At 51.2% G+C, this 25,958-nt stretch carries 23 protein-coding genes; 19 read left to right on the forward strand and 4 right to left on the reverse strand.

Annotation, left to right across the window (positions count from 1 at the left end; translation table 11 throughout):
- Positions 1 to 57: 57 nt before the first annotated feature.
- The 3 genes from NNO02_RS05970 (at position 58) to tus (ending at position 3,852) form a co-directional block, all read left to right on the forward strand.
- On the forward strand, positions 58 to 849 hold the full coding sequence (locus NNO02_RS05970; protein ID WP_271454390.1) for a PhzF family phenazine biosynthesis protein: 792 nt from the start codon (positions 58 to 60) through the stop codon (positions 847 to 849).
- A gap of 698 nt (positions 850 to 1,547) precedes the next feature.
- Entirely contained in the window at positions 1,548 to 2,849 is a 1,302-nt protein-coding gene (gene rstB / locus NNO02_RS05975; protein WP_271454391.1) for a two-component system sensor histidine kinase RstB, read from the forward strand.
- A 73-nt stretch (positions 2,850 to 2,922) separates the two neighbouring features.
- Complete coding sequence (gene tus, locus NNO02_RS05980) at positions 2,923 to 3,852, forward strand: DNA replication terminus site-binding protein (protein ID WP_271454392.1); 930 nt, start codon at positions 2,923 to 2,925, stop codon at positions 3,850 to 3,852.
- Here the strand turns inward: tus and fumC are convergent.
- On the reverse strand, positions 3,849 to 5,252 hold the full coding sequence (fumC, locus tag NNO02_RS05985; protein WP_271440559.1) for a class II fumarate hydratase: 1,404 nt from the start codon (positions 5,250 to 5,252) through the stop codon (positions 3,849 to 3,851). The genes tus and fumC overlap by 4 nt on opposite strands.
- 141 nt (positions 5,253 to 5,393) lie before the next feature.
- Positions 5,394 to 7,040 (reverse strand): class I fumarate hydratase, encoded by a 1,647-nt coding sequence (fumB, locus tag NNO02_RS05990; protein ID WP_271440560.1) that lies wholly within the window; start codon positions 7,038 to 7,040, stop codon positions 5,394 to 5,396.
- Positions 7,041 to 7,303: 263 nt separating this feature from the next.
- Here fumB and manA point away from each other — a divergent pair, with 263 nt between their 5' ends.
- Positions 7,304 to 8,479: a mannose-6-phosphate isomerase gene (manA, locus tag NNO02_RS05995; RefSeq protein ID WP_271454393.1), complete on the forward strand. Its 1,176-nt coding sequence runs from the start codon at positions 7,304 to 7,306 to the stop codon at positions 8,477 to 8,479.
- Positions 8,480 to 8,586: 107 nt separating this feature from the next.
- A complete protein-coding gene (locus NNO02_RS06000; protein ID WP_271454394.1) occupies positions 8,587 to 10,095 on the forward strand; it encodes a YdgA family protein in 1,509 nt (502 codons plus the stop codon).
- A gap of 57 nt (positions 10,096 to 10,152) precedes the next feature.
- Here NNO02_RS06000 and NNO02_RS06005 read toward each other — a convergent pair whose 3' ends face one another.
- On the reverse strand, positions 10,153 to 11,181 hold the full coding sequence (locus tag NNO02_RS06005) for a Mal regulon transcriptional regulator MalI (protein ID WP_137381259.1): 1,029 nt from the start codon (positions 11,179 to 11,181) through the stop codon (positions 10,153 to 10,155).
- Positions 11,182 to 11,350: 169 nt separating this feature from the next.
- Here NNO02_RS06005 and malX point away from each other — a divergent pair, with 169 nt between their 5' ends.
- From malX to add, 3 genes are all read left to right on the forward strand, one after another.
- On the forward strand, positions 11,351 to 12,943 hold the full coding sequence (gene malX, locus NNO02_RS06010; RefSeq protein WP_271454395.1) for a maltose/glucose-specific PTS transporter subunit IIBC: 1,593 nt from the start codon (positions 11,351 to 11,353) through the stop codon (positions 12,941 to 12,943).
- A 10-nt stretch (positions 12,944 to 12,953) separates the two neighbouring features.
- Positions 12,954 to 14,126, forward strand: coding sequence for a MalY/PatB family protein (locus NNO02_RS06015; RefSeq protein WP_271454396.1), 1,173 nt, complete (start codon positions 12,954 to 12,956; stop codon positions 14,124 to 14,126).
- Between the two features lie 100 nt (positions 14,127 to 14,226).
- Entirely contained in the window at positions 14,227 to 15,228 is a 1,002-nt protein-coding gene (add, locus tag NNO02_RS06020; protein ID WP_271440564.1) for an adenosine deaminase, read from the forward strand.
- Between the two features lie 77 nt (positions 15,229 to 15,305).
- Here add and NNO02_RS06025 read toward each other — a convergent pair whose 3' ends face one another.
- Positions 15,306 to 16,346, reverse strand: a complete 1,041-nt coding sequence (locus NNO02_RS06025) for an oxidoreductase (RefSeq protein WP_048211743.1) — start codon at positions 16,344 to 16,346, stop codon at positions 15,306 to 15,308.
- Between the two features lie 241 nt (positions 16,347 to 16,587).
- Here NNO02_RS06025 and blr point away from each other — a divergent pair, with 241 nt between their 5' ends.
- The 11 genes from blr (at position 16,588) to dtpA (ending at position 25,955) form a co-directional block, all read left to right on the forward strand.
- Positions 16,588 to 16,713, forward strand: a complete 126-nt coding sequence (gene blr / locus NNO02_RS06030) for a division septum protein Blr (RefSeq protein WP_040233850.1) — start codon at positions 16,588 to 16,590, stop codon at positions 16,711 to 16,713.
- A 297-nt stretch (positions 16,714 to 17,010) separates the two neighbouring features.
- Positions 17,011 to 17,226 carry a transcription modulator YdgT gene (gene ydgT, locus NNO02_RS06035; RefSeq protein WP_003832804.1) on the forward strand — a complete coding sequence of 72 codons (216 nt, stop codon included), beginning with the start codon at positions 17,011 to 17,013 and terminating at the stop codon, positions 17,224 to 17,226.
- A gap of 91 nt (positions 17,227 to 17,317) precedes the next feature.
- Positions 17,318 to 17,758, forward strand: a complete 441-nt coding sequence (locus NNO02_RS06040; RefSeq protein WP_040233903.1) for a DUF2569 domain-containing protein — start codon at positions 17,318 to 17,320, stop codon at positions 17,756 to 17,758.
- 76 nt (positions 17,759 to 17,834) lie between these two features.
- A complete protein-coding gene (rsxA, locus tag NNO02_RS06045; RefSeq protein ID WP_005121199.1) occupies positions 17,835 to 18,416 on the forward strand; it encodes an electron transport complex subunit RsxA in 582 nt (193 codons plus the stop codon).
- Positions 18,416 to 18,994: an electron transport complex subunit RsxB gene (rsxB, locus tag NNO02_RS06050; RefSeq protein WP_271454397.1), complete on the forward strand. Its 579-nt coding sequence runs from the start codon at positions 18,416 to 18,418 to the stop codon at positions 18,992 to 18,994. Before rsxA ends, rsxB begins: the two co-directional genes overlap by 1 nt.
- The gene (gene rsxC, locus NNO02_RS06055; protein WP_271454398.1) at positions 18,987 to 20,825 is read left to right on the forward strand and encodes an electron transport complex subunit RsxC; all 1,839 of its coding nucleotides are present in this window, start codon (positions 18,987 to 18,989) and stop codon (positions 20,823 to 20,825) included. Before rsxB ends, rsxC begins: the two co-directional genes overlap by 8 nt.
- The gene (gene rsxD, locus NNO02_RS06060; RefSeq protein WP_271454399.1) at positions 20,826 to 21,878 is read left to right on the forward strand and encodes an electron transport complex subunit RsxD; all 1,053 of its coding nucleotides are present in this window, start codon (positions 20,826 to 20,828) and stop codon (positions 21,876 to 21,878) included.
- A gap of 9 nt (positions 21,879 to 21,887) precedes the next feature.
- Positions 21,888 to 22,508 (forward strand): electron transport complex subunit RsxG, encoded by a 621-nt coding sequence (gene rsxG, locus NNO02_RS06065; protein WP_271454400.1) that lies wholly within the window; start codon positions 21,888 to 21,890, stop codon positions 22,506 to 22,508.
- Between the two features lie 2 nt (positions 22,509 to 22,510).
- Positions 22,511 to 23,203, forward strand: a complete 693-nt coding sequence (locus NNO02_RS06070; protein WP_271454401.1) for an electron transport complex subunit E — start codon at positions 22,511 to 22,513, stop codon at positions 23,201 to 23,203.
- Entirely contained in the window at positions 23,203 to 23,838 is a 636-nt protein-coding gene (gene nth / locus NNO02_RS06075; RefSeq protein WP_137381266.1) for an endonuclease III, read from the forward strand. Before NNO02_RS06070 ends, nth begins: the two co-directional genes overlap by 1 nt.
- Positions 23,839 to 24,449: 611 nt before the next feature.
- Positions 24,450 to 25,955 (forward strand): dipeptide/tripeptide permease DtpA, encoded by a 1,506-nt coding sequence (gene dtpA, locus NNO02_RS06080; RefSeq protein WP_271440569.1) that lies wholly within the window; start codon positions 24,450 to 24,452, stop codon positions 25,953 to 25,955.
- The last annotated feature ends 3 nt before the right edge of the window (positions 25,956 to 25,958 follow it).

The raw sequence follows: 25,958 nt of genomic DNA on the forward strand, positions 1-25,958 counted from the left end.
GATTAATATGGCGTGCTAGAGTGCGATTTCCGCCAGAACTGATGAGAGGTTTCCGCTATGCAGCAAATTGATTTTTTTATGATAGATGCTTTTACCACTACCACGTTTGGCGGAAACGCTGCCGCAGTATGCCCGCTCACAGAATGGTTACCTGATGAAACACTATTAAAAATGTCAAAGCAGCATAACCAGTCGGAAACTGCTTTTTTCGTCCCGACACAGAAAGGTTTTGAATTACGCTGGTTTACGACTCAGGGCGAAATCAACCTCTGTGGCCATGCCACACTTGCTGCGGCACATGTCATCTTTGAACACCTTAATTACCCAAACACCATTATTCATTTTGAAACCCGATTTGTCGGCGCACTGACGGTAAGTCGCAATGGCAAATGGCTGACGCTTGATTTTCCTGCATGGGAAACTGAATCTATTGTACCGCCGGCATTACTACTGCAAACGTTAGGTATCACGGAATACAAAGAAGTACGCATGGCGCGTGATTATATGGTGGTGATGGGGAATCAGCAGCAAGTTGAAGCGGTTAAACCGGATATTAATGCCATGATCCCTCTCGGGAAAATGGTTTGTATAACCGCGCCAGGTGAAGGCGAATACGACTTTGTCAGCCGTTTCTTCTGCCCTGGGGAGGCTGTGGCAGAAGACCCTGTCACCGGCTCAGCGCACACGATGCTCATCCCTTACTGGGCCAGGCAGCTAAACAAAATGCAGATGCTGGCACACCAAGGATTCGAACGCGGCGGAGAGTTACGCTGCCAGCTCGTGGGCGACCGTGTCTATATAGGTGGACAGGCAACGACCTATATGATTGGAAAGGTGTTTCTGCGCTAGTACCGCGCTAAATTCCATGAGTGTAGCCCCCCTAAGAACTTACAACTGCAAGCCGACAGGTGTAGACAGCCGTATCGGTCGGCATGACCGAAAAACGGGGAATAAATCCGGTATCGCCGTTTACAGAAGATGGGAGAATGACAGCATTTCATTCTATGGAGATCTTGAGGCATTATTCGATACCCTCGAATAACGGCCTCTGCTCCCCCTCACTTATCAAGCTATTCGTTTATTTTCATCACAACCGATCAGAATCCAAAAAAGCAACCCACTTCTACTTTTTAAATTTATTTAAAGAAGGTCAGTGTTGCTATTTTAGGTATATATAACCTTATCGGTTCCACTCAAAAATAAGCCACCTGATTGTCGGTGAAAATACACATACTCATATAAGTGGTTTCGCTTTTATGTCGGCGCAGGATATCGTTGTTGTATAAAACGAATTTTTTTCACGGATGCAGGCCTATTGAGTGGTTGGTCTTGCGTTGCGTTAGGCTCATTAAATGGCGATCCTGTATAGTCGCATGGTAGCTCATAAGAATGCAGAAATGGTTTATACCGTGTAATCTGCCAGGACAAGTGCGTTGATGGTGGTCGGATTGATATTCACCCTGTGCGTCAGTGGATACAGTGATACCGCCCACCTGTTCCGCTGGCAACTGCACATTAGCTAACCTATTGAGTGTTTGGTGATTTGTATGAAAAAACTGTTTGTGCAGTTTTATCTCTTGTTGTTTGTCTGTTTTCTGGTGATGACCCTGCTGGTTGGCCTGGTGTACAAATTCACCGCAGAACGTGCGGGTAGACAGTCGCTCGACGACTTGATGAAAAGTTCGTTGTATCTGATGCGCAGCGAATTACGCGAAATCCCACCGCGAGACTGGGGGAAAACCCTGAAAGAGATGGATTTAAATCTGTCTTTTGATCTTCGCGTAGAACCGTTGAATAAATACCATCTTGATGATCCCACCATGCAGCGCTTACGGGAAGGCGATATCGTTGCGCTCGACGATCAGTACACCTTTATTCAACGAATTCCGCGAAGCCACTATGTACTGGCTGTCGGCCCCGTACCTTATCTCTATTTCCTGCACCAGATGCGCTTGCTGGACGTCGCGCTGATGGCCTTCATTGCTATTTCATTGGCCTTCCCTGTGCTGATCTGGATGCGCCCACACTGGCAAGAGATGCTCAGATTGGAGGCCGCAGCACAGCGTTTTGGTGAAGGACATCTTAATGAACGGTTGCACTTTGACAGCGGCTCAAGCTTTGAGCGTCTGGGCGTGGCGTTTAACCAAATGGCGGACAATATCAATGCCCTGATAGCCAGTAAGAAACAGCTGATTGACGGCATTGCCCATGAGCTTCGTACACCGCTGGTGCGATTACGTTACCGCCTGGAAATGAGCGATAACCTCACCGAGCAGGAATCACAGGCGCTAAACCGCGATATTGGTCAACTGGAAGCGTTAATTGAAGAATTGCTCACCTATGCTCGTCTGGATAGGCCGCAAAATGAGCTAAAACTCAGTGTTCCGAACCTGCCCGTGTGGCTAACAACCCATCTGGAAGATGTACAAAGCGTCAACCCTGATCGTGCGGTACGCCTGCGCCATCTTCAGATCGGAGACTACGGCGCACTGGATATGCGTTTGATGGAGCGTGTGCTGGATAATTTGTTAAACAACGCTCTGCGTTACTGCCAGTCCACGGTTCAAGCCAGCCTGCAACTCAATGGCAGTCAGGCAACGCTGATTGTCGAAGATGATGGACCTGGCATCGCGCCAGCTGCGCGCGAGCAAATTTTTGAACCGTTTGTACGTCTGGACCCCAGCCGTGACCGGGCGACTGGTGGCTGCGGACTTGGCCTCGCCATCGTCCACTCTATCGCTCTGGCAATGGGCGGTACGGTGGTCTGTGATGAAAGTGAACTGGGTGGTGCCCGCTTCTCCTTCAGTTGGCCTGTCTGGCATAACATACCTGAATTTTCAGCTGCCTGACCTACACGGCTCGGTGGTCAGGCTCTGTATCTTGTGCTATAAAAAAGTATGTTGTAACTAAAATGGTAAACCTATGGCTCACTACGATCTCGTCGAACGCTTAAACGGAACCTTTCGCCAGATGGAACAAGAACTGGCACACCTCACCGCGCAATTGCAACAGCAGACACTACTGATTGCTCGCGTGTTCTCTTTGCCGGAAGTGGTGAAAGAGGCAGAACACGCGCCACTGGAAACCATCGACGTAAAACAGCACTTGGGTAAAGAGGCGGAAACCCTGGCACTACGCCACTATCGCCACCTGTTTATTCAACAGCAGTCCGAGAATCGCAGTAGCAAAGCGGCTGTCCGCCTGCCGGGGGTACTCTGCTATCAGGTGGATACCGGCACACAAACCATGCTGGAAGAGCAAATACAACGTATTAATCAGCTTAAAACCACCTTTGAGCGCATTGTCACCGTAGAGTCTGGTCTGCCATCGGCCGCACGTTTTGAATGGGTGCACCGCCACTTACCGGGGCTGATTACGTTGAACGCCTATCGGACGCTAACGGTCGTCAGAGAGCCGGCTACCCTGCGATTTGGCTGGGCCAACAAGCACATTATTAAGAACCTGACGCGTGATGAGGTACTGCAACAACTGGAAAAGAGCCTGACGTCACCACGCAGCGTGCATCCGTGGACACGCGAAGAGTGGCAGGCCAGGCTTGAGCGCGAATACCAGGACATCGCTGCCCTACCACAACAGGCAAAATTGAAGATCAAACGCCCGGTCAAAGTACAACCCATCGCCCGCGTCTGGTACAAAGGGCAGCAAAAACAGGTGCAATATGCCTGCCCGACGCCATTAATTGCGCTAATAAATAACGAAAACGGCATGACGGTGCCGGATATCGGAGGATTACTGAACTACGATGCCGACAATGTTCAGCACCGTTTTAAACCTCAGGCGCAACCGTTAAGACTGATTATCCCACGGCTGCACCTGTATGTAGCGGATTAACGACCCGGTCGCATGCTACCGACCATCAGTTCCGGGCGGACCCAACTGTCGAATTCGGCCTCGGTTAAATATCCCAGCGCCAGGGCTGACGCTTTTAAGGTCAGTCCTTCTTTATGCGCCTTTTTAGCAATCTCAGCCGCTTTATCGTAGCCAATATGGGTGTTTAGCGCGGTTACCAGCATCAGTGACTCGTTGAGCAACTGATCAATACGTTCACGATTTGGCTCGATCCCTGTCGCACAGTGCTCGTTGAAGCTTTCCATACCATCTGCCAACAAACGAACCGATTGCAGGAAGTTATGGATAACCATCGGGCGATAGACGTTCAGTTCAAAATTCCCTGATGCCCCGCCGATATTAACGGCAACATCGTTACCCATGACCTGACAGCACAGCATAGTCAGGGCTTCACATTGTGTCGGGTTGACCTTGCCCGGCATGATGGAACTGCCCGGTTCATTTTCAGGAATAGAAATTTCGCCAATGCCGCAGCGCGGACCGGATGCCAGCCAGCGTACATCATTGGCGATTTTCATCAGCGATGCGGCCAGGCCTTTGAGTGCACCGTGGGCATGTACCAGTGCATCACAGGTGGCTAGCGCTTCGAATTTATTCGGCGCGGTGACAAAAGGTGCAGAGGTCAACACAGCCAGTTCATCCGCAACCCGCTCGGCATATTCCGGGTGAGTGTTCAGCCCGGTCCCTACCGCCGTACCGCCCAACGCCAGTTCAGCAACGTGCGGCAGACTATGTTCGATATGCTTCAGGTTATGTTCCAGCATTGCCACCCAACCAGAGATCTCCTGGCCCAGCGTCAGCGGCGTCGCATCCTGTAAATGGGTTCTGCCGATTTTGACAATGTCGGCGAAGGCATGCGATTTTTCACGTAACGTGGTGGTCAACACATTCAACTGAGGGATCAGATGCTCACGCAAAGCCAACAGCGCGGCGACATGCATTGCCGTGGGAAAAACATCATTTGAACTTTGGCTTTTGTTGACATCATCGTTCGGATGTATTTTTCGCTCCATTCCCCGCACGCCGCCCAACAATTCGCTGGCCCGGTTTGCCAGCACCTCATTCATATTCATATTGCTTTGCGTGCCGGAACCGGTCTGCCAGATAGCCAGCGGAAACTCATCGCGATGCTTATCTGCCAGCACCTCGTCTGCAGCCTGCATGATGGCGGAGGCTTTCTCCGCAGCCAGCAAACCCAAATCCTGGTTAACCTTCGCAGCGGCCCGCTTAGTCAGCGCCAGCGCGTGGATCAGCGAGACCGGCATTTTCTCTGTTGAAATGCGAAAATGCTCCAGCGATCGTTGAGTTTGCGCGCCCCAGAGTTTATCGGCCGGAACATCGATCGCACCCATAGAATCATTCTCGCGGCGTACCGTTACCATTACCTGCTCCTTATATTAACGATTGATTAGGTTATGTTTCGACATTGCCCACTTGCATTGGTCTTATGAGTATTAACGAGGAAAAAACTGTCGTTTGGTGGTTCGTGCGGTAAAAAAAACCGCCCCGTAGGGCGGCTGACGTTACTTAACGCAGCGTGCGCACTGCGACGTCTGAATTTGCTGGAAGAAATCGTTGCCTTTGTCATCCACCAGGATAAACGCCGGGAAATCTTCCACTTCAATTTTCCAGATGGCTTCCATCCCCAGTTCGGGATATTCCACGCACTCCAGACTCTTGATACTGCCCTGGGCCAGCACAGCCGCTGGCCCACCAATGCTGCCTAAGTAGAAACCACCATGCTTATGGCAAGCGTCAGTAACCTGCTGACTGCGGTTTCCTTTTGCCAGCATGATCATACTCCCGCCCGCGGCCTGAAGCTGATCAACATAGGAATCCATGCGACCGGCGGTGGTTGGACCAAGCGAGCCAGATGCATAACCTTCCGGCGTTTTTGCCGGTCCGGCGTAATAGATTGGGTGATCTTTAACATATTGCGGCAAACTTTCGCCGTTATCCAGACGTTCTTTCAGTTTCGCATGTGCTATGTCACGTCCAACGATGATCGTACCATTCAGCGACAAGCGGGTAGAAACCGGATATTGCGACAACTGTGCCAGGATATCTTTCATCGGACGGTTCAGGTCGACACGCACGGCTTCGCCTTCGCCTGCCTGACGCAGTTCTTCCGGGATATATTTGCCAGGATTGTGTTCGAGCTTCTCAATCCAGATCCCTTCACGGTTGATCTTGGCTTTAATATTACGATCAGCTGAACAAGAAACGCCCATGCCAACCGGGCACGACGCGCCGTGACGCGGTAAGCGGATCACACGGATATCGTGTGCAAAATATTTCCCGCCAAACTGGGCACCTAAACCAAGGTTCTGCGCTTCTATCAGCAGTTCTTTTTCCAGTTCAACATCACGGAATGCTTGACCGTGCTCGTTACCTTCGGTCGGCAGCTCATCGTAGTATTTCGCCGAAGCCAGTTTCACCGTTTTCAGCGTGGCTTCTGCGGACGTTCCACCAATCACAAACGCGATGTGGTATGGCGGGCAAGCTGCTGTTCCCAGCGTTCGCATCTTCTCCACCAGGTAATTTTTTAATTTGCCTGGTGTGAGCAGCGCTTTGGTTTCCTGGTACAGATAGGTTTTGTTCGCCGAACCACCGCCCTTGGCAATGCACAGGAATTTGTATTCATCGCCGTCGACGGTATACAGGTCAATCTGTGCTGGCAGATTGGTACCGGTGTTCACCTCTTTGTACATATCCAGCGCGGCGTTTTGTGAATAGCGCAGGTTGTCTTCGATGTAGGTGTTATAAACCCCACGCGCCAGCGCCGCTTCGTCACCGCCGCCGGTCCAGACACGCTGTCCTTTTTTACCCACGATAATCGCTGTGCCGGTGTCCTGACATGTCGGCAGAATGCCCTTTGCTGCGATATCAGAGTTACGCAGGAATTGCAGGGCAACATATTTATCGTTTTCGCTGGCATCCGGATCGCGCAGAATGTCTGCAACCTGCTGCTGATGTGCAGGGCGCAGCATAAACGATGCGTCATGAAACGCCTGGCGAGCCAGCAAAGTTAAGGCCTCAGGCGCAACTTTGACAATCTCCTGCCCTTCAAATTCGGCAACGGAAACATGGTCGCTGGTCAGCAGATAGTATTCGGTATCATCCTTTTTGAGGGGAAAAGGATGCTGATAATGAAAGGGTTTGTTTGACATTGTGCTCTCACTTACTGCTCGGTCTGGTTATTCTCTGGGCAGATGTTCCATTGCCCTGCTTCCCTGCCGCAGATCGGGTTGTAGAAGGTATGGCTTTCTGCAACCGGAATTACTCAGGGTATTAAAAGCGAGTCACCATATCCTACACAATTTTTTAACAAAAACTGAGACTAGTACGACTTTTTGCACGTGCAGGTTACTTCGTCCGGGGTTTCTTGGTTTAATAGCCAGAGATTTTTCAACATTGAAACAGGGCATTGATAATGCAAAAACTCATCAACTCAGTGCAACACTACGCCTGGGGAAGTAAAACTGCGTTAACGGAACTTTATGGCATTGCCAACCCAACCCAGCAGCCAATGGCCGAGCTGTGGATGGGGGCTCATCCGAAAAGCAGCTCTCAGGTTCAAGGGGCCGATGGCCAACCCGTTGCTCTGCGCGATGTTATCGAGCACGATAAATCCGCACTGTTAGGCGATGCCGTAGCAAAACGCTTTGGCGAACTGCCCTTCCTGTTTAAAGTGCTCTGCGCCGCTCAACCGCTTTCTATTCAGGTCCATCCGAACAAACACAACTCTGAGATAGGATTTGCCAAAGAAAACGCAGCCGGGATCCCAATGGATGCCGCTGAGCGTAACTACAAAGATCCGAACCACAAACCAGAGCTGGTTTTTGCCCTGACGCCATTCCTGGCGATGAATGCGTTTCGCGAGTTCTCTGACATCGTTGCATTGTTACAACCAGTTGCGGGCGCACACCCTGCCATTGCTCACTTTTTACAGGAACCCGGTGCCGAGCGCCTGAGCTACCTTTTCGCCAGCCTGTTAAATATGCAGGACCAGGAAAAATCGCATGCACTGGCAATACTGAAATCAGCCCTTAACAACCAGCAAGGCGAACCGTGGCAGACTATTCGCCTTATCGCTGATGTCTACCCGAACGACAGCGGTCTTTTCTCCCCACTGCTGCTGAATGTGGTGAAGCTAAATCCTGGCGAAGCGATGTTCCTGTTCGCGGAAACGCCGCACGCCTATCTGCAAGGTGTGGCACTTGAGGTCATGGCAAACTCTGATAACGTGCTGCGTGCTGGGCTGACACCGAAATATATTGATATCCCGGAGTTGGTGGCCAACGTTAAATTTGTCGCAAAACCGGCGAACCAACTGTTGACCACTCCGGTCAAAACCGGTGGTGAACTCGACTTCCCGATCCCGGTTGATGATTTCGCCTTCTCCCTGCATGAACTGTCTGCGGGGGAAGCCGTAATTAGCCAGCACAGCGCGGCAATTTTGTTCTGCATAGAAGGTGAAGCGCTACTGAGCAAAGGCGATCAACGTCTGGTACTAAAACCGGGTGAATCGGCATTTATTAGTGCGAATGAATCGCCAATAAGTGTCAGCGGCGTCGGCCGTTTAGCGCGTGTTTACAACAAGCTCTAGCAAGATACTGATATTTTTAACAACTCTTGCTAAGCTAGTAGAGAGTTAAAAACATGTCACTCCTCCAGGCGTCTTCAAACGCCTGGTTTTATTTTATGGATATCGAAATGAAAAAATCGCTGGTAGCTGCGGGTGTGGTGGTTGCGCTGGGTATCGTCTGGACGGGCGGCGCCTGGTACACCGGAAAGAAACTGGAAACGCATCTCGCCGAGATGGTGACGCAGGCAAATGATCAGATCAAACGCTACTCACCTGAGGCAGGAATTGAACTGAGTTATCAAAACTACCAGCGCGGCGTGTTCAATAGCCAACTGCAACTGGTAGTGAAACCCATCGCCGGACAGGAAAACGCATGGCTGAAAGCAGGCCAAACTATCGTTCTGGATGAAACGGTGGATCACGGCCCTTTCCCGTTAACCCAGCTTAAGTCATTGAACCTCATTCCTGCTATGGCTTCGGTGAGAACAACACTGGTGAATAACGATGTCACTAAGCCATTGTTTGATATAGCCAAAGGCGAGTCTCCTTTCGTTATCAACTCCCGAATTAGCTATAGTGGTGACACCCGTTCAGACCTCTCCCTCAAACCATTGAACTACGAGAAAGGCGACGAAAAAGTGGCCTTCAGCGGTGGGGAATTCCAGTTCACCGCAGATAAAGACGGTAACGCGGTTTCCTTGACGGGCGCTGCGCAAAGCGGTCAGGTTAATGCAGTCAACGAATACGACCAGAAGGTGCAAGTTACCTTTAATAACCTGACAACCGAAGGGTCCAGCAGCGTCGCCAGTTTTGGTGAACGCATCGGCGACCAGAAGCTGTCTCTCGATAAACTGTCGATATCGGTCGAAGGCAAAGAGCTGGCCGTGCTGGAAGGCATGGGAATTGATGGTAAATCCGATCTGATTAACGATGGAAAAACCGTGAACAGTCAGTTGGATTACACCCTGAACAGCCTTAATTTACAGGGCCAGGATTTGGGTAGCGGTAAGCTGACGCTGAAAGTGGGTCAGATTGACGGTGAAGCCCTGCATCAGTTCAGCCAGCAGTACAGTGCCCAAACCAAGGCACTGATGTCGCAGATTGATGTCGTCCAAAACCCAGAGCTTTATCAGCAGAAAGTGACGGAAGCGTTCTTTAATGCGCTGCCCATTCTGATGAAGGGTGAACCCGTAATCACCATTGCACCGTTAAGCTGGAAAAATGCGAAAGGCGAAACGACGTTTAACCTGTCGCTGCTGCTTAAAGATCCAACCGCGACCAAAGAAGAGCCACAAACGCTGGCTCAGGAAGTGGATCGTTCTGTCAAATCACTGGACGCGAAGCTGACTATTCCTGTGGATATGGCGACTGAGTTCATGACACAGATAGCCAAAATTGAAGGCTATCAGCAGGAGCAAGCCGCGGGTCTGGCTAAACAGCAGGTCAATGGTCTGGCAGCGATGGGGCAGATGTTCCGCATTACCACGATGCAGGACAACACCATCGGTTCCAGCCTGCAGTACACCAATGGCCAGGTAACACTCAACGGGCAGAAGATGCCGCTGGATGAGTTTGTTGGTATGTTCGGTATGCCGACCCTTGGCGAACCGGATGCTCCGGCAGTTCCACAACAGTAATGATGCTCTGAACCAAGCCCGATAATACTGCTTATCGGGCTTTTGCTTTTCGGCAAGCTACTTCTGCGTGACCAGTCGGGCGGAAAGCGTCAGATTGCGGGAATGGCTGTCATCATGACCAATGCGCTGCAGTATACGTTCAGCCAAGGTGTAACCCATTTCGCGTGCCGGGGTACTGGCCCAGATAATGGGAATGTCATCCAGCGCGTTTTCCGCCACATCCGCAAATCCAGCCAGTGAAACTTGCTGTTCAAAATAGCGATCGACGCCAATTTCGCCGCTCTGACGCCCCGCTCTCATCAGACCAAACCAGGCGCCAACAGCGATGGTTTCGTTGTAACACACAACGGCGCTGATCGTCGGGTTGCGGCGTAACAGTGCAGTAACGGCTTCGGCTGCCTGTTTTTGACTGGATGAACACTCCAGAACCCAATCACTATGAAACGGTAAACCATATTTTAGCAGCGTCGCACAATAGCCGCCGACACGCTCTGCGCGGGTTAAAGAAGAACTCTGTCCTCCCAGCCACGCGATTCGCTGGTGACCGTGCCGAATAAGATGCTCAACCAACAATTGCGCTGCCTGCATGTTGTCGGGTCGGACCGTGTCGACGTCATCCAGATAACTGGCTCGGGAGGCAAATACGACCGGAATCCCTTTTTCTTCAGCCAGCTGTCGAAGTGCATCACTGCTGTCAGCAGCACCCGCAATGACTACACCATCCACGCCCTGATTGAGTAGCATCGCGAAACGCTGCGCCAATTGCTCACCGTCTTTACCGCCGTGTAAAAGAAAGACCATCCGACCCTGTGCTTCTAATGCTTCCGTCAGACCTGCCGTCAGTTCCGCATAAAATGGCGCAGACAGATCGCGTACAATCAGCCCGACCACACCACTCTGACCGCCACGCAGTACCGATGCCTGACGATTACGTACGAACCCCAACTGCTCAATGGCAGCGTTTACCCGCTCCCCGGTTGCGGATGAGATACGCCCTTTTCCACTAAGCACCAATGAGACTGTACTGACCGAAACTCCCGCAGCCAGCGCAACATCATGGATGGTTATTTTTTTGGCTATAGCCATAAAAACAGAAAACTCCCTGATAACGTGACGGATAAAACGTTTTATCAATCGGTTATAGTTATACCCCCTATTATCATTCGATAATGTGATTTATACCGCACTAAAATTAGGTAAAACGTTTTATCTTCTCGCCATCATTAGTCACCGAGCTTTCACGAGGAGTCGTTAGATGACGACGAGAACCACACCAAAAATAACGTTATGGGAATTTTTCCAGCAATTGGGCAAAACCTTTATGTTGCCCGTGGCTCTGCTCTCCTTCTGCGGGATCATGTTGGGGATCGGCAGTTCGTTAAGCAGCCATGATGTCTTAACGCTGATCCCCGCATTGGGTAACCCGGTACTTCAGGCTCTTTTTACCTGGATGAGTAAAGTCGGCTCTTTCGCCTTTAGTTTCTTACCCGTGATGTTCTGTATTGCTATTCCTCTCGGTCTGGCGCGCGAGAACAAAGGTGTGGCGGCATTTGCTGGGTTTGTTGGCTATGCAGTCATGAACCTTGCCGTTAACTTCTGGTTGACGGCGAAAGGGATTTTACCTACTACTGATGCGGCAATTCTGAAAGCCAATAACATACAAAACATCCTGGGGATCCAGTCGATCGACACCGGGATCCTCGGTGCAGTCATCGCCGGGATCATTGTCTGGATGCTGCATGAGCGCTTCCACAATATCCGTCTGCCGGACGCATTGGCTTTCTTCGGCGGCACCCGTTTTGTCCCCATCATTTCTTCACTGGTCATGGGGCTGGTTGGATTAGTTATCCCTCTGATCTGGCCTGTATTTGCGATGGGTATTACCGGGCTCGGCAATATCATCAACAGCGCAGGTGAATTTGGTCCGATGCTGTTTGGTACCGGTGAACGTCTTCTGCTGCCTTTTGGCCTGCATCATATTCTGGTGGCCCTCATTCGCTTTACTGAAGCGGGCGGTACCCAGGAAGTATGTGGTCATAGCGTCAGTGGCGCACTCACTATTTTCCAGGCGCAGCTGAGTTGCCCAACCACGCAAGGCTTCTCTGAAAGCGCAACCCGCTTCCTGTCTCAGGGCAAAATGCCGGCATTCCTCGGCGGTTTGCCGGGTGCTGCATTAGCAATGTATCACTGTGCTCGTCCTGAGAATCGACATAAAATTAAAGGGTTATTAATTTCTGGTCTGATTGCCTGCGTCATTGGCGGTACCACCGAACCACTCGAGTTCTTGTTCTTGTTTGTTGCCCCGGTTCTGTACGTGATCCACGCCTTGTTGACCGGCCTCGGCTTTACCGTGATGGCGGTGCTCGGTGTGACTATTGGCAACACAGACGGTAACCTGATTGACTTCGTGGTGTTCGGGATCCTGCACGGGTTGTCCACCAAGTGGTACCTGGTCCCTGTTGCCGCGGCCATCTGGTTTGCGGTGTACTACGTTATCTTCCGCTTCGCGATCACCCGCTTTAATCTGAAAACACCGGGCCGTGATGTCGAAGTTGCCAGCAATATCGAGAAAGTGATGGCAGGCACACCCGGTAAATCTGGCTACAATGTCCCGGCAATTCTGGCGGCACTGGGTGGCGCGGAGAATATCGTTAGTCTGGATAACTGCATTACCCGTTTGCGTTTGTCGGTCAAAGATATGTCACGCGTAAATGTCCAGGCACTGAAAGACAACCGGGCCATTGGCGTGGTACAGCTCAATCAGCATAACCTTCAGGTCGTTATTGGCCCGCAGGTCCAGTCAGTGAAAGACGAAATCGCGGTTCTGATGAATACAGTACAGGCGTGAGGACAACGACATGTTTGATTTTTCAAAGGTTGTGAACAGGCAAGGAACATGGTGTACCCAGTGGGATTATGTCGCTGACCGTTTCGGCACTGCCGATCTGCTGCCGTTCACCATCTCTGATATGGATTTTGCAACGGCCCCTTGCATTCTGGAGGCGCTGACCCAGCGCCTGTCACATGGCGTATTAGGATATAGCCGTTGGAAAAATGACGAATTTCTGGCGGCCATTAGCCACTGGTTTCTCACTCGTCACAATACCCGGATCGATCCTCAATCGCTGGTATATGGCCCCTCAGTTATCTATATGGTCTCTGAACTCATTCGCCAGTGGTCGTCTGCTGGCGACGCGGTCGTTGTCCATACACCAGCTTACGATGCATTTTACAAAGCTATTGAAGGCAACCAGCGCACAGTGCTCCCCGTCGGTCTGGAAAAGCGGAGCGACGGTTGGTATTGCGACATGGCAAAGCTGGAGGCTGCTCTCTCACGGCCAGAGAGTAAAATTCTTCTGCTGTGCAGCCCACAAAATCCAACAGGCAAAGTGTGGACGCGCGAGGAACTGGAAACCATGGCTGACTTATGCCAGCGACATGGTGTCAACGTCATTTCCGATGAAATCCATATGGATATGGTTTGGGGAGACCAACCGCATATCCCATGGATCAATGTCGCACGCGGCAACTGGGCGCTACTCACCTCCGGCTCCAAGAGTTTCAATATCCCGGCATTAACCGGCGCGTATGGGATCATCGAAGACGCCAGTAGCCGCAACGATTATCTCAGTGCGCTAAAGGGACGCGATGGGTTGTCCTCTCCTGCGGTGCTGGCGCTCACCGCACATATTGCCGCCTATCAGCAAGGTGAGCACTGGTTGGATGCCTTACGGGATTATCTTGCCGGCAACCTGCATTACGTTGCTGATGAACTTAATATCGCATTCCCTGAACTTAACTGGCAGATCCCACAATCCACCTATCTGGCCTGGATAGACTTACGTCCGCTCAAGGTTGATGACCAGGCGTTACAAAATGCGCTTATCCACCAGCAAAAAGTGGCGATCATGCCGGGATCGACCTACGGAGAGGAAGGGCTCGGATTTGTGCGCCTGAATACCGGATGCCCCCGTTCAAAACTTGAAAAAGGCGTTCAGGGATTAATTAACGCCCTGCGCTCTCTGCGCTAACTAAAGTTGCGCAATGAAATTAATCATTGCGCAACATAGATTTTTATCCCGATTTATTCTTATAATACTGCGCACTTTACCTAAAAACATGAGTGCGACCATGATTGATACTTCCCTTCCTTTAACCGACGTCCATCGCCACCTTGATGGGAACATCCGTGCCCAAACGATCCTGGATCTTGGTCGTCAGTTTAATTTAACGCTTCCTGCTCAAACACTTGAAACGCTGATCCCTCACGTGCAGGTAACGTCAACTGAGCCTGATTTGGTCAGTTTTTTGTCAAAGCTTGACTGGGGTGTGAAAGTGCTGGCATCGCTAGATGCCTGTCGTCGCGTCGCATTTGAAAATATCGAGGATGCCGCACGTAATGGTCTGCATTACGTTGAATTACGTTTTTCTCCAGGCTACATGGCTATGGCGCATCAACTCCCCGTTGCAGGAGTGGTTGAAGCCGTTATTGCCGGCGTACGCGAGGGCTGCAAGACCTTTGGCGTTGAAGCCCGTTTAATTGGCATTATGAGCCGTACCTTCGGCGAAGCTGCCTGTCTGCAGGAACTGGATGCACTGCTAGCGCACCGTGATCACATCACAGCGCTGGATTTGGCCGGCGATGAACTCGGTTTCCCGGGCAGTTTGTTCCTGTCCCATTTCAACCGTGCGCGCGACGCAGGTTGGCATATCACGGTTCATGCAGGTGAAGCGGCAGGCCCGGAAAGCATCTGGCAAGCTATCAGAGAACTGGGAGCAGAGCGTATTGGCCACGGTGTAAAAGCCGTCGAAGATCGCGCCCTGATGGATTTTCTCGCCGAGCAGCGTATCGGTATTGAATCCTGCCTGACATCGAATATTCAAACCAGTACCGTCGCCTCACTGACGACGCATCCGCTGAAAACATTCCTTGAGCACGGTGTACTGGCCAGTCTGAATACGGACGATCCGGCGGTTCAGGGCGTGGATATTATTCACGAATACACCGTAGCCGCCCCGGCTGCAGGATTAACGCGTGAACAGATTCGCCAGGCGCAAATCAATGGTCTGGAAATGGCGTTCCTGAGCAATGTAGAGAAACAAGCACTGCGTGAGAAAGTCGCCGCAGCGTAGTGGTTTTATTGCCGGATGGCGCTAACGCTTATCCGGCCTACGTTACAATGTAGGCCGGATAAGATGCCTGGACATTATCAGGCAAGGCACAGTGTCGATCGGTGTTTCGCCGATTCAATGCCCAGCTCAATCAGTTCCATGATTTGGATGGCTTGTCTGGCTGGAACCGGGTTCTCGCCGTTACCATTCAGCGCATCGCGGATACCCGCATAGTACGCCGGATAATTGCCTGGCACGGTTAGCCAGGTTTCTTCCACCTGCTCATCGCCTTCCATACGTGTCAGTACACCATCACGCATGTCGTAACCCCAGTCTTCCTGCGGCAGGCGTTCACCATTTTTAAGACGTTCCTCTTGTGGGTCCAGACCATACTTCACATAGCTGCCACGCGATCCGTGAACGATATAACGAGCAGACTCAGCGGCTGCCAGCATCGTTCCGTGCAGAATCACCCGTCGCTGCGGATACGTCAGGATGGCATGGAAGTAATCTGTTGACTGCGCCCCCGGGCGGAGCTGTGCCAGATCGACCGTCAAACTAACGGGTAAGCCAAACAGGTTAATTGCCTGATCTAAAAGATGCGGCGCTAAGTCATACCAGATACCACTCCCCGGGCCACCCTGTTCACGCCAGCGGTCACGGACCTGCGGGCGGAAGCGATCGAAATGAGATTCAAAATAAGCCACCTCACCCAATGCGCCATCAGCCAGCAACGCTTTCAGCGTCAGAAAATCGCTGTCCCAGCGACGGTTATGGAAGACAGAAAGCAGGCGACCTACGCTTCTGGCCAGCGCATCCAGCTCGCGCGCTTGTGACAGTGTCACAGTGAAAGGCTTATCAACAACCACATGCTTACCTGCTTCCAGCGCCGCTTTCGCCAGCGGGAAGTGTGTATCATTGGGTGTAGGGATCACAATCAGGTCAATACTCGGGTCGTTAAACAGGTGTTTAGGCTCAGTAACAACTGCCACTGAAGGCCAGTCCGCCTTCACTTTTGTTTCATCACTACTGGACACCGCAACCAGTTCCAGACCCGGAGTGCCCACGATCAGGGGGGCATGGAAAGTTTTACTGGCATAACCGTAGCCGATTAGCCCAACGCGGATGTTGTCACTCATGTTTTTGCCTCTCAATTCAGATCTGGCCTATTTCACACCATAGATAGTAGCGCCACAATAGTTTAATAACCTTTGTGCTACAAAGGCTGTTGCTTAACTTAAGTCAAACATATGCCACTTAGAGTTAACTTGCCGCGAAAAAGTCATCGAAATCGTTCCCAATGCTCTTGCTGTATTATTTATTGATAAGTAACATTTGCTACCTGTGTTTATGGATAAATCAAAGCAAATGTCGTCAGTAATGAATCGTCTTATTGAGTTAACAGGTTGGATTGTTCTCGTGGTCTCCGTGATCCTGTTGGGTGTTGCCAATCATATTGACAACTACCAACCACCGGAACCCGTCGCTGCAGTACAGAAAAAATAAATATACGCAGCCCGTTATAGCCTGGCAGTTAACTCCGCGATGGTTGCTGGGTAGGGCTGTAAAAGATCAGTTTTTGTCAAAAAAAAGCGAATTATGCCGCATCCCGCTCCAGCGCGTATTGCCTGCGATCGTGAAGCGCGTTACCCTTCCCGCAGGCGCGAATAGCGCCTGGTTTCCCACAGGGTTGAAAACTCTTCTTACATTTGCGTGCAAATTCGCGTTTACCTGTACAACGTTGGTTGTTTTTTAATATTTACTACTCCGTTAGTATTATTTTATTAATATGGATTGCCTTTTATGACTGTTCAGGATTACTTATTAAAATTCCGCAAAATCAGTTCGCTAGAAAGTCTGGAAAAATTGTTCGATCATCTTAACTACACACTTACTGACGATAGCGACATTATCAATATGTATCGCGCTGCAGACCACCGTCGTGCCGAGCTCATTTCGGGCGGTCGCCTGTTCGATGTCGGTCAGGTGCCAAAATCCGTCTGGCATTACGTGCAATAAACAAGAAAGTAGCGTCTGACGTTAAAAGCTTTATAATAATTGCCCCAAAATGAACGGCACGTCTGTTCGCGCGCGTAAACCTGGAGATGAAATGACTACAACACCGGCACAACGTATCGGAGGCTGGCTACTTGGGCCATTGGCCTGGCTGTTAGTCGCGTTGTTAAGTGCTTCGCTGGCGTTACTGCTGTATGTCACTGCGTTGGCCACACCGCAGACATTCCACACGCTGAGCGAGCAAAGTACGACGAATTTGCTGCTATGGGGCGTCTCCTTTATTACGGCTATTGCCATGTGGTACTACACGCTGTGGCTGACCATCGCATTTTTCAAACGCAGAGCCTGTGTGCCAAAACACTATATTATATGGCTGCTGATCTCGGTATTGCTGGCGATTAAAGCGTTTGCATTCTCTCCTGTTCCGGATGCGTTTGCCGTGCGTCAACTGCTGTTCCCATTGTTGGCGGCTGCGCTGCTGGTACCCTATTTCAAACGCTCGCAACGCGTTAAGACAACGTTTGTGAACCCGTAATAACCCTACAGTTAACCTGTTGTCGCCTGTTGTAGATTGTCAGATAATAGGCGGCTTTTTTATTTCAGGCCGAAAAATGACTGATTACCTGCTGCTGTTTGTCGGAACTGTACTGGTCAATAACTTTGTACTGGTCAAGTTTCTGGGCTTATGCCCCTTTATGGGCGTTTCCAAAAAACTGGAAACCGCAATGGGTATGGGCCTCGCCACGACCTTTGTAATGACGCTGGCATCCATTTGCGCATGGCTGATTGACACCTGGATCCTTATCCCTCTCGATCTCATCTACCTGCGCACGCTGGCGTTTATTCTGGTCATCGCCGTGGTAGTGCAATTTACCGAGATGGTTGTACGCAAAACCAGCCCTGCGCTGTATCGCCTGCTGGGGATCTTCTTACCGCTGATCACCACTAACTGCGCGGTTTTGGGTGTGGCGTTGCTGAACATCAACCTTGGGCATAATTTTTTACAGTCGGCGCTGTACGGTTTTTCCGCCGCCGTCGGCTTCTCACTGGTGATGGTTCTGTTCGCCGCAATTCGCGAACGCCTCGCCGTGGCAGACGTTCCTGCCCCGTTCCGCGGTAATGCGATTGCGCTGATTACCGCTGGTTTAATGTCTTTGGCCTTTATGGGCTTTAGTGGTTTGGTGAAGTTGTAATGAATGCTATCTGGATTGCCGTTGCCGCAGTAAGTCTGCTGGGTCTGGCGTTCGGCGCTATTTTGGGTTATGCCTCTCGTCGATTTGCCGTCGAGGATGATCCGGTCGTGGAGAAAATTGATGAAATTCTCCCGCAAAGCCAGTGTGGACAGTGCGGTTACCCGGGCTGCCGTCCTTATGCTGAAGCGATTGGTTGCCAGGGTGAAAAAATCAACCGCTGCGCCCCTGGTGGCGAAGCGGTGATGCTAAAAATTGCGGCCCTACTGAACGTCGATCCGCAACCTATTGATGGTGATGAGCAGGATGCTACCCCCGTCCGTATGCTGGCGGTCATTGATGAAAATAACTGTATCGGCTGCACAAAATGTATTCAGGCCTGCCCGGTCGATGCCATCGTGGGCGCGACTCGCGCCATGCACACGGTGATGAGCGATCTGTGCACCGGATGCAATTTGTGCGTTGATCCGTGTCCGACCCAATGTATCGAATTACGCCCGGTCGCCGAAACACCTGACAGCTGGAAGTGGGATTTAAACACTATTCCTGTGCGCATCATTCCTGTGGAACAACATGCTTAAGTTATTCTCCGCATTCAGAAAAAATAAAATCTGGGACTTTGATGGCGGCATTCACCCACCAGAAATGAAGACCCAGTCTAACGGGACACCGCTGCGGCAGGTTCCGCTGGCTCCGCGCTTTATTATTCCGTTGAAGCAGCATATTGGCGCTGAAGGTGAACTGTGTGTCAATGTGGGCGACACCGTGCTGCGTGGTCAGGCGCTGACCCGTGGGCGCGGCGGAATGCTGCCCGTGCACGCCCCAACCTCCGGCACCGTTGTTGCCATTGCCCCGCACTCCACCGCGCATCCTTCGGCTTTAGCTGAACTTAGCGTCATCATTGATGCGGACGGTGAGGATCGCTGGATTGAGCGTGACGGCTGGGCAAATTATCGTGCCCACAGCCGCGAGGAGCTCATAGCCCGTATTCACCAATTCGGTGTTGCCGGACTCGGCGGCGCAGGTTTTCCAACTGGCGTCAAACTGCAAGGTGGCGGTGATAAAATTGAAACACTGATCATCAACGCCGCTGAATGTGAACCCTACATCACCGCCGATGACCGCTTAATGCAAGATTGTGCGGCTCAGGTAGTCGAAGGTATCCGCATACTTGCTCATATTCTTCAACCGCGTGAAGTTCTGCTGGGTATTGAAGATAACAAACCGCAGGCCATCTCCATGCTGCGCGCTGTGTTGGCTGATTCTCACGATATCAGCTTACGTGTCATCCCCACTAAATACCCGTCAGGCGGCGCCAAGCAACTGACGCAAATTCTGACCGGTAAACAGGTTCCTCACGGTGGACGTTCCTCCGATATCGGGGTGCTGATGCAAAACGTTGGGACTGCCTATGCTGTCAAGCGGGCCGTTATTGACGGCGAGCCAATCACAGAGCGAGTGGTCACGCTAACGGGCGAAGCAGTCAGTCGCCCAGGCAATGTTTGGGCGCGATTGGGTACACCTGTTCGTCATCTGCTCAACGATGCAGGTTTCTGTCCTTCTGCTGACCAGATGGTGATCATGGGCGGTCCGCTAATGGGCTTTACCCTGCCCTGGCTGGATGTCCCAATCGTGAAGATCAGCAACTGCCTTCTTGCGCCTTCTGCCAATGAAATGGGTGAACCGCAGGAAGAGAAAGGCTGTATTCGCTGTAGCGCCTGTGCCGATGCCTGCCCTGCCGATCTTCTGCCGCAGCAACTTTACTGGTTCAGTAAAGGCCAGCAACATGATAAAGCAGCAACCCATAATATTGCTGACTGCATTGAATGCGGCGCATGTGCATGGGTATGCCCAAGCAATATCCCGCTGGTACAGTACTTCCGTCAGGAAAAGGCTGAGATTTACGCCATCAGTCAGGAAGAAAAACGCGCTGCAGAAGCAAAAGCACGCTTTGAGGCCCGCCAGGCCCGGCTTGAGCGTGAAAAAGCGGCACGTCTTGAACGGCATAAAAGCGCAGCTGTACAACCTGCAGCGAAAGATCATGATGCCATCGCTGCCGCACTGGCTCGCGTAAAAGAGAAACAGGCTCAGGCGATGCAGCCGGTTGTCATCCAGGCGGGTGAAAAACCTGATAACAGCGCAGTGATTGCCGCACGTGAAGCGCGAAAAGCGCAGGCTCGCGCCGCACGCAGTGAAAATCTGTCAAAAGAAGAGGACAGCAGCGCGGATATGGATCCACGCAAAGCCGCCGTCGAAGCTGCTATTGCCCGCGCCAAAGCCCGGAAACTTGAGCAACAAGCCACCACAGACCCCGCCGAGCCGGTTGACCCGCGCAAAGCNGCCGTCGAAGCCGCTATTGCCCGCGCTCAGGCCAAGAAAGCCGCACAGCAGCAGGTTGTAAACGAGGAATAAATGGTATTCAGAATAGCTAGCTCCCCTTATACCCATAACCAGCGTCAGACATCGCGTATCATGATGCTGGTTCTGATTGCTGCATTACCAGGAATTGCCGCTCAATGGTGGTTCTTCGGCTGGGGTACATTGTTCCAGATAGCGCTGGCATCGGTCAGTGCCATCGCTGCAGAAGCGGGCGTGCTTAAACTACGTAAACAGCCCGTAGCCGCGACCCTGAAAGACAACTCCGCCCTGCTGACAGGGTTGTTGCTTGCCGTCAGTATCCCCCCCCTGGCTCCGTGGTGGATGGTGATTCTGGGTACCGTCTTTGCCGTTATCATTGCCAAGCAACTGTATGGCGGTCTTGGGCAGAATCCATTTAATCCGGCAATGATTGGTTATGTCGTGCTGTTGATCTCATTCCCGGTGCAGATGACAAGCTGGCTGCCACCGCATGAAATTGCCGCTACGGTGCCCGGCTTTTTTGATGCTTTAAACGTTATCTTTACCGGACATACCGCTGGCGGTAGCGATATGAACACGCTCCGTATAGGGATCGACGGTATCAGTCAGGCAACACCGCTGGACACCTTTAAGACCTCCCTGCACGCGGGACATACTGTTGAGCAGGTGATGCAGTATCCGATTTACAGCGGCATGCTCGCGGGCGCAGGCTGGCAGTGGGTTAACCTTGCCTGGCTGGCTGGCGGCATCGTTTTGTTATGGCAAAAAGCAATTCGTTGGCATATCCCGGTTAGTTTTCTGCTGTCACTTGCCGTTTGTTCAACGTTAGGCTGGTTTTTCTCTCCGGCGTCGCTGGCATCACCGCAGTTGCATCTGCTTTCCGGTGCTACCATGCTGGGCGCATTCTTTATTCTTACCGATCCCGTTACGGCATCAACAACCAACCGTGGTCGCCTGATTTTTGGCGCGCTTGCGGGCCTGTTGGTCTGGCTGATTCGTAGTTTTGGGGGATATCCTGATGGCGTGGCCTTTGCCGTGTTACTGGCAAATATCACCGTTCCGCTGATTGATTATTACACCCGTCCTCGTGTGTACGGACATCACTAAGGACAACGCATGCTGAAAACGATTCGTAAACACGGTATCACTCTGGCACTGTTTGCCGCGGGCTCTACAGGGTTAACGGCGGCGATTAATCAGTTAACCAAGTCTACCATTGGTGAACAAGCGGCTCTTCAACAAAAGGCGCTGTTTGATCAGGTACTACCTGGCGATCGCTACAATAACAATCTGCCAGAAAGTTGCTATCTGGTGAATGCGCAGGCATTAGGTAAAGGTACACATCGTGTCTATATTGCCCGCCAGGACGACCGTCCGGTTGCGGCAATTCTGGAGGCCACGGCACCCGATGGTTATTCCGGTGCAATTCAACTGCTGGTTGGTGTAGATTTCAACGGTACTGTGCTGGGTACGCGGGTGACGGAACATCATGAAACACCCGGCCTCGGTGATAAAATTGAGTTACGTCTGTCAGACTGGATCACCCACTTTAGCGGCAAAACGATTAATGCGGAAAACGACCCTCACTGGGCGGTGAAAAAAGATGGCGGCGATTTTGATCAGTTCACCGGCGCGACCATAACGCCCCGAGCAGTGGTTAATGCTGTGAAACGTGCTGGCCTGTTTGCGCAGACGCTGCCTGCGCAACTTCCTCAACTTAGCGCCTGTGGAGAGTAACCATGAGCGAAATTAAAGACGTCATTGTTCAGGGACTTTGGAAAAATAACTCCGCCCTTGTACAGTTACTCGGCATGTGTCCGTTGCTGGCCGTTACCTCTACCGCAACCAATGCGTTAGGTCTGGGGCTGGCGACTACGCTGGTGTTGACCCTGACAAACCTGACTATTTCAGCGTTGCGCCGCTGGACGCCACCCGAAATCCGTATTCCAATTTATGTCATGATCATCGCCTCCGTGGTGAGTGCGGTACAAATGCTTATCAATGCCTACGCCTTTGGCCTGTATCAATCACTGGGTATCTTTATCCCGTTGATTGTGACCAACTGCATTGTCGTTGGCCGTGCTGAAGCCTTTGCCGCGAAAAAGGGCCCCGCTTTATCCGCTCTCGATGGTTTTTCTATTGGCATGGGGGCGACCGGCGCCATGTTTGTTCTCGGATCGCTGCGTGAAATAATAGGTAACGGTACATTGTTCGACGGTGCAGACGGACTGCTGGGCAATTGGGCCAAAGTCCTGCGCGTGGAGATCTTCCATACTGACACACCATTTCTGCTGGCCATGCTACCGCCGGGTGCATTTATTGGCCTTGGGCTGATGCTGGCTGTTAAGTATCTGATTGATGAAAAGATGAAGAAACGTCGTGCTGAGGCCGCTATGGCAGCAGACCCGACGGGTGAAACAGGGAATGTGTAATGAACAAAACGAAACGGCTGGAAATACTGACGCGCCTGCGTGACAACAATCCGCATCCCACTACCGAACTCAACTTTACGTCACCGTTTGAACTGCTGATTTCGGTCTTGCTTTCCGCGCAAGCCACCGATGTCAGCGTCAATAAAGCAACGGCTAAGCTATACCCCGTCGCCAATACCCCTGCTGCCATGCTCGAGCTCGGTGTTGAGGGGGTTAAGTCGTATATCAAGACGATTGGTCTGTTCAACAGCAAAGCTGAGAACGTGATTAAGACCTGCCGTATCCTGCTGGAACAGCATAATGGCGAAGTACCAGAAGACAGGGCGGCACTGGAAGCGCTGCCAGGCGTTGGTCGTAAAACGGCCAATGTGGTATTGAATACCGCCTTCGGCTGGCCAACGATTGCCGTAGATACCCATATTTTTCGGGTCTGCAATCGTACACAATTTGCCCCAGGTAAAAACGTCGAACAGGTCGAAGAGAAACTGCTGAAAGTCGTCCCCAGTGAATTTAAAGTCGATTGTCACCACTGGTTAATTCTTCATGGTCGCTACACCTGCATAGCCAGAAAACCACGCTGCGGTTCCTGTATTATTGAAGATCTTTGTGAATTCAAAGAGAAAGTCGATATCTGACAGTATGGGGCCATAACGCTGGCCCCTATTCCATAACGATTAGTTATGCACTTCTCAATCGTTCATTTCCCGACAATGATGCCGTACCTTCCTGCATATCTAATGTAATATTCTTGTGAACTAACACCTGAGCAGGTTAATCGTTTTTTTAATAGTAGAAATTTCTATCCATCCGTGATCAAGATCACTCTGATAACATTATGTAAAATATTTATTATTTTGCAGTTAAAATGACAATCAGATGACCTGGCAGGCTCGTTTCGATACAAAACATTACACTGGCTATTTTTCAGATAATGGGCTATATCACTACCTTCAAGCCAAAATAGCAGAACATATCGCCACATTCCCATTTTAACCCCATCCTGACAGTGTAAAAATCTGCCATTCTTCAAATGAAGAAATTTAACGCTGGATAACATTTCTCAGCCCCGACGATTTCACCACCTGAGTTATATGTAACAGATTATTACAAACCCCTTGTCTGAATGGCCAAGATAGTGAACATTACTTGCCGTTTCCCCTCCCACTATAACAATCGGACGGATGAACTTGACTCATCACGTACCAGAACACCCCCGTTGATATGGGATGTAAAAAAAGAGGTAAAAGTGTCTACTGCAAACAATAAACCAACAGAAAGCGTCAGTTTAAACGCCTTCAAACAACCAAAAGCGTTCTATCTCATTTTCTCAATTGAGCTGTGGGAGCGTTTTGGTTATTACGGCCTGCAAGGGATTATGGCCGTCTACCTGGTGAAGCAACTGGGTATGTCAGAAGCGGATTCCATCACTCTTTTCTCCTCCTTTAGCGCCCTGGTATATGGCCTTGTTGCTATTGGTGGCTGGTTAGGTGATAAAGTTCTGGGCACAAAGCGTGTGATTATGTTGGGTGCCGTTGTCCTGGCTATTGGTTATGCACTGGTTGCATGGTCTGGTCACGATGCGGGTATCGTTTATATGGGTATGGCGGCCATCGCGGTCGGTAACGGCCTGTTTAAAGCAAACCCATCCTCTCTGCTTTCTACCTGCTATGCCAAAGATGACCCGCGTCTTGATGGTGCATTCACCATGTACTACATGTCCGTCAACATCGGTTCATTCTTCTCTATGCTGGCAACACCGTGGCTGGCAGCACGTTACGGTTGGAGCACCGCGTTCGCCCTGAGCGTCGTGGGTATGCTGATCACCGTTGTTAACTTCGCATTCTGCCAGCGTTGGGTTAAACAGTACGGCTCCAAGCCTGACTTTGAACCTATCAACTTCCGCAACCTGCTGTTGACCATTGTTGGTGTTGTGGTGCTTATCGCTATCGCAACATGGCTGCTGCACAACCAGGGCATCGCACGTATGGTTCTGGGTGTTATCGCCATGGGTATCGTGGTTATTTTTGCGAAAGAAGCGTTCTCTATGCAGGGTGCTGCACGTCGTAAGATGATCGTCGCCTTTATTCTGATGCTGGAAGCCATTATATTCTTCGTGCTGTACAGCCAGATGCCGACGTCCCTGAACTTCTTCGCGATTCGTAACGTTGAACACTCTATTCTGGGTATTGCTTTCGAACCAGAACAGTATCAGGCACTGAACCCGTTCTGGATCATCATCGGTAGCCCAATTCTTGCCGCTATCTATAACAAGATGGGCGACACTCTGCCAATGCCTACCAAGTTCGCTATCGGTATGGTGCTGTGCTCAGGCGCATTCCTGATCCTGCCGCTGGGTGCGAAATTTGCGACTGATGCGGGCATCGTTTCTGTTAACTGGCTGATCATCTGCTACGGTCTGCAAAGTATTGGTGAGCTGATGATTTCTGGTCTGGGTCTGGCGATGGTGGCACAGTTGGTTCCACAGCGTCTGATGGGCTTCATTATGGGTAGCTGGTTCCTGACAACTGCGGGTGCAAACATCATCGGTGGTTACGTGGCTAACATGATGGCAGTTCCAGAGAATGTGACCGACCCGTTGATGTCCCTTGAAGTCTACGGTCGCGTGTTCCTGCAGATTGGTGTTGCTACCGCAGTTATCGCCGTTCTGATGCTGCTGACTGCGCCGAAACTGAACCGCATGACGCAAGATGACGACGTCAGTGAGAAAGCCTCTAAGGCCGCAACAGCGTAATTC

The sequence above is a fragment of the Citrobacter sp. Awk 2 genome (genome assembly GCF_028069815.1).
Taxonomy (GTDB): domain Bacteria; phylum Pseudomonadota; class Gammaproteobacteria; order Enterobacterales; family Enterobacteriaceae; genus Citrobacter.

What these genes read in the sequence shown, in the direction of transcription:
- nth (WP_137381266.1), top strand. Translation starts at nt 23,203, where the DNA reads ATGAACAAAACGAAACGGCTGGAAATACTGACGCGCCTGCGTGACAAC.
- NNO02_RS06005 (WP_137381259.1), bottom strand. Translation starts at nt 11,181, where the DNA reads ATGGCTATAGCCAAAAAAATAACCATCCATGATGTTGCGCTGGCTGCG.
- blr (WP_040233850.1), top strand. Translation starts at nt 16,588, where the DNA reads ATGAATCGTCTTATTGAGTTAACAGGTTGGATTGTTCTCGTGGTCTCC.
- malX (WP_271454395.1), top strand. Translation starts at nt 11,351, where the DNA reads ATGACGACGAGAACCACACCAAAAATAACGTTATGGGAATTTTTCCAG.
- rsxD (WP_271454399.1), top strand. Translation starts at nt 20,826, where the DNA reads ATGGTATTCAGAATAGCTAGCTCCCCTTATACCCATAACCAGCGTCAG.
- fumC (WP_271440559.1), bottom strand. Translation starts at nt 5,252, where the DNA reads ATGGTAACGGTACGCCGCGAGAATGATTCTATGGGTGCGATCGATGTT.
- fumB (WP_271440560.1), bottom strand. Translation starts at nt 7,040, where the DNA reads ATGTCAAACAAACCCTTTCATTATCAGCATCCTTTTCCCCTCAAAAAG.
- tus (WP_271454392.1), top strand. Translation starts at nt 2,923, where the DNA reads ATGGCTCACTACGATCTCGTCGAACGCTTAAACGGAACCTTTCGCCAG.
- NNO02_RS06015 (WP_271454396.1), top strand. Translation starts at nt 12,954, where the DNA reads ATGTTTGATTTTTCAAAGGTTGTGAACAGGCAAGGAACATGGTGTACC.
- rstB (WP_271454391.1), top strand. Translation starts at nt 1,548, where the DNA reads ATGAAAAAACTGTTTGTGCAGTTTTATCTCTTGTTGTTTGTCTGTTTT.
- NNO02_RS06070 (WP_271454401.1), top strand. Translation starts at nt 22,511, where the DNA reads ATGAGCGAAATTAAAGACGTCATTGTTCAGGGACTTTGGAAAAATAAC.
- ydgT (WP_003832804.1), top strand. Translation starts at nt 17,011, where the DNA reads ATGACTGTTCAGGATTACTTATTAAAATTCCGCAAAATCAGTTCGCTA.
- NNO02_RS06025 (WP_048211743.1), bottom strand. Translation starts at nt 16,346, where the DNA reads ATGAGTGACAACATCCGCGTTGGGCTAATCGGCTACGGTTATGCCAGT.
- NNO02_RS05970 (WP_271454390.1), top strand. Translation starts at nt 58, where the DNA reads ATGCAGCAAATTGATTTTTTTATGATAGATGCTTTTACCACTACCACG.
- NNO02_RS06000 (WP_271454394.1), top strand. Translation starts at nt 8,587, where the DNA reads ATGAAAAAATCGCTGGTAGCTGCGGGTGTGGTGGTTGCGCTGGGTATC.
- rsxB (WP_271454397.1), top strand. Translation starts at nt 18,416, where the DNA reads ATGAATGCTATCTGGATTGCCGTTGCCGCAGTAAGTCTGCTGGGTCTG.
- rsxA (WP_005121199.1), top strand. Translation starts at nt 17,835, where the DNA reads ATGACTGATTACCTGCTGCTGTTTGTCGGAACTGTACTGGTCAATAAC.
- NNO02_RS06040 (WP_040233903.1), top strand. Translation starts at nt 17,318, where the DNA reads ATGACTACAACACCGGCACAACGTATCGGAGGCTGGCTACTTGGGCCA.
- add (WP_271440564.1), top strand. Translation starts at nt 14,227, where the DNA reads ATGATTGATACTTCCCTTCCTTTAACCGACGTCCATCGCCACCTTGAT.
- rsxG (WP_271454400.1), top strand. Translation starts at nt 21,888, where the DNA reads ATGCTGAAAACGATTCGTAAACACGGTATCACTCTGGCACTGTTTGCC.
- manA (WP_271454393.1), top strand. Translation starts at nt 7,304, where the DNA reads ATGCAAAAACTCATCAACTCAGTGCAACACTACGCCTGGGGAAGTAAA.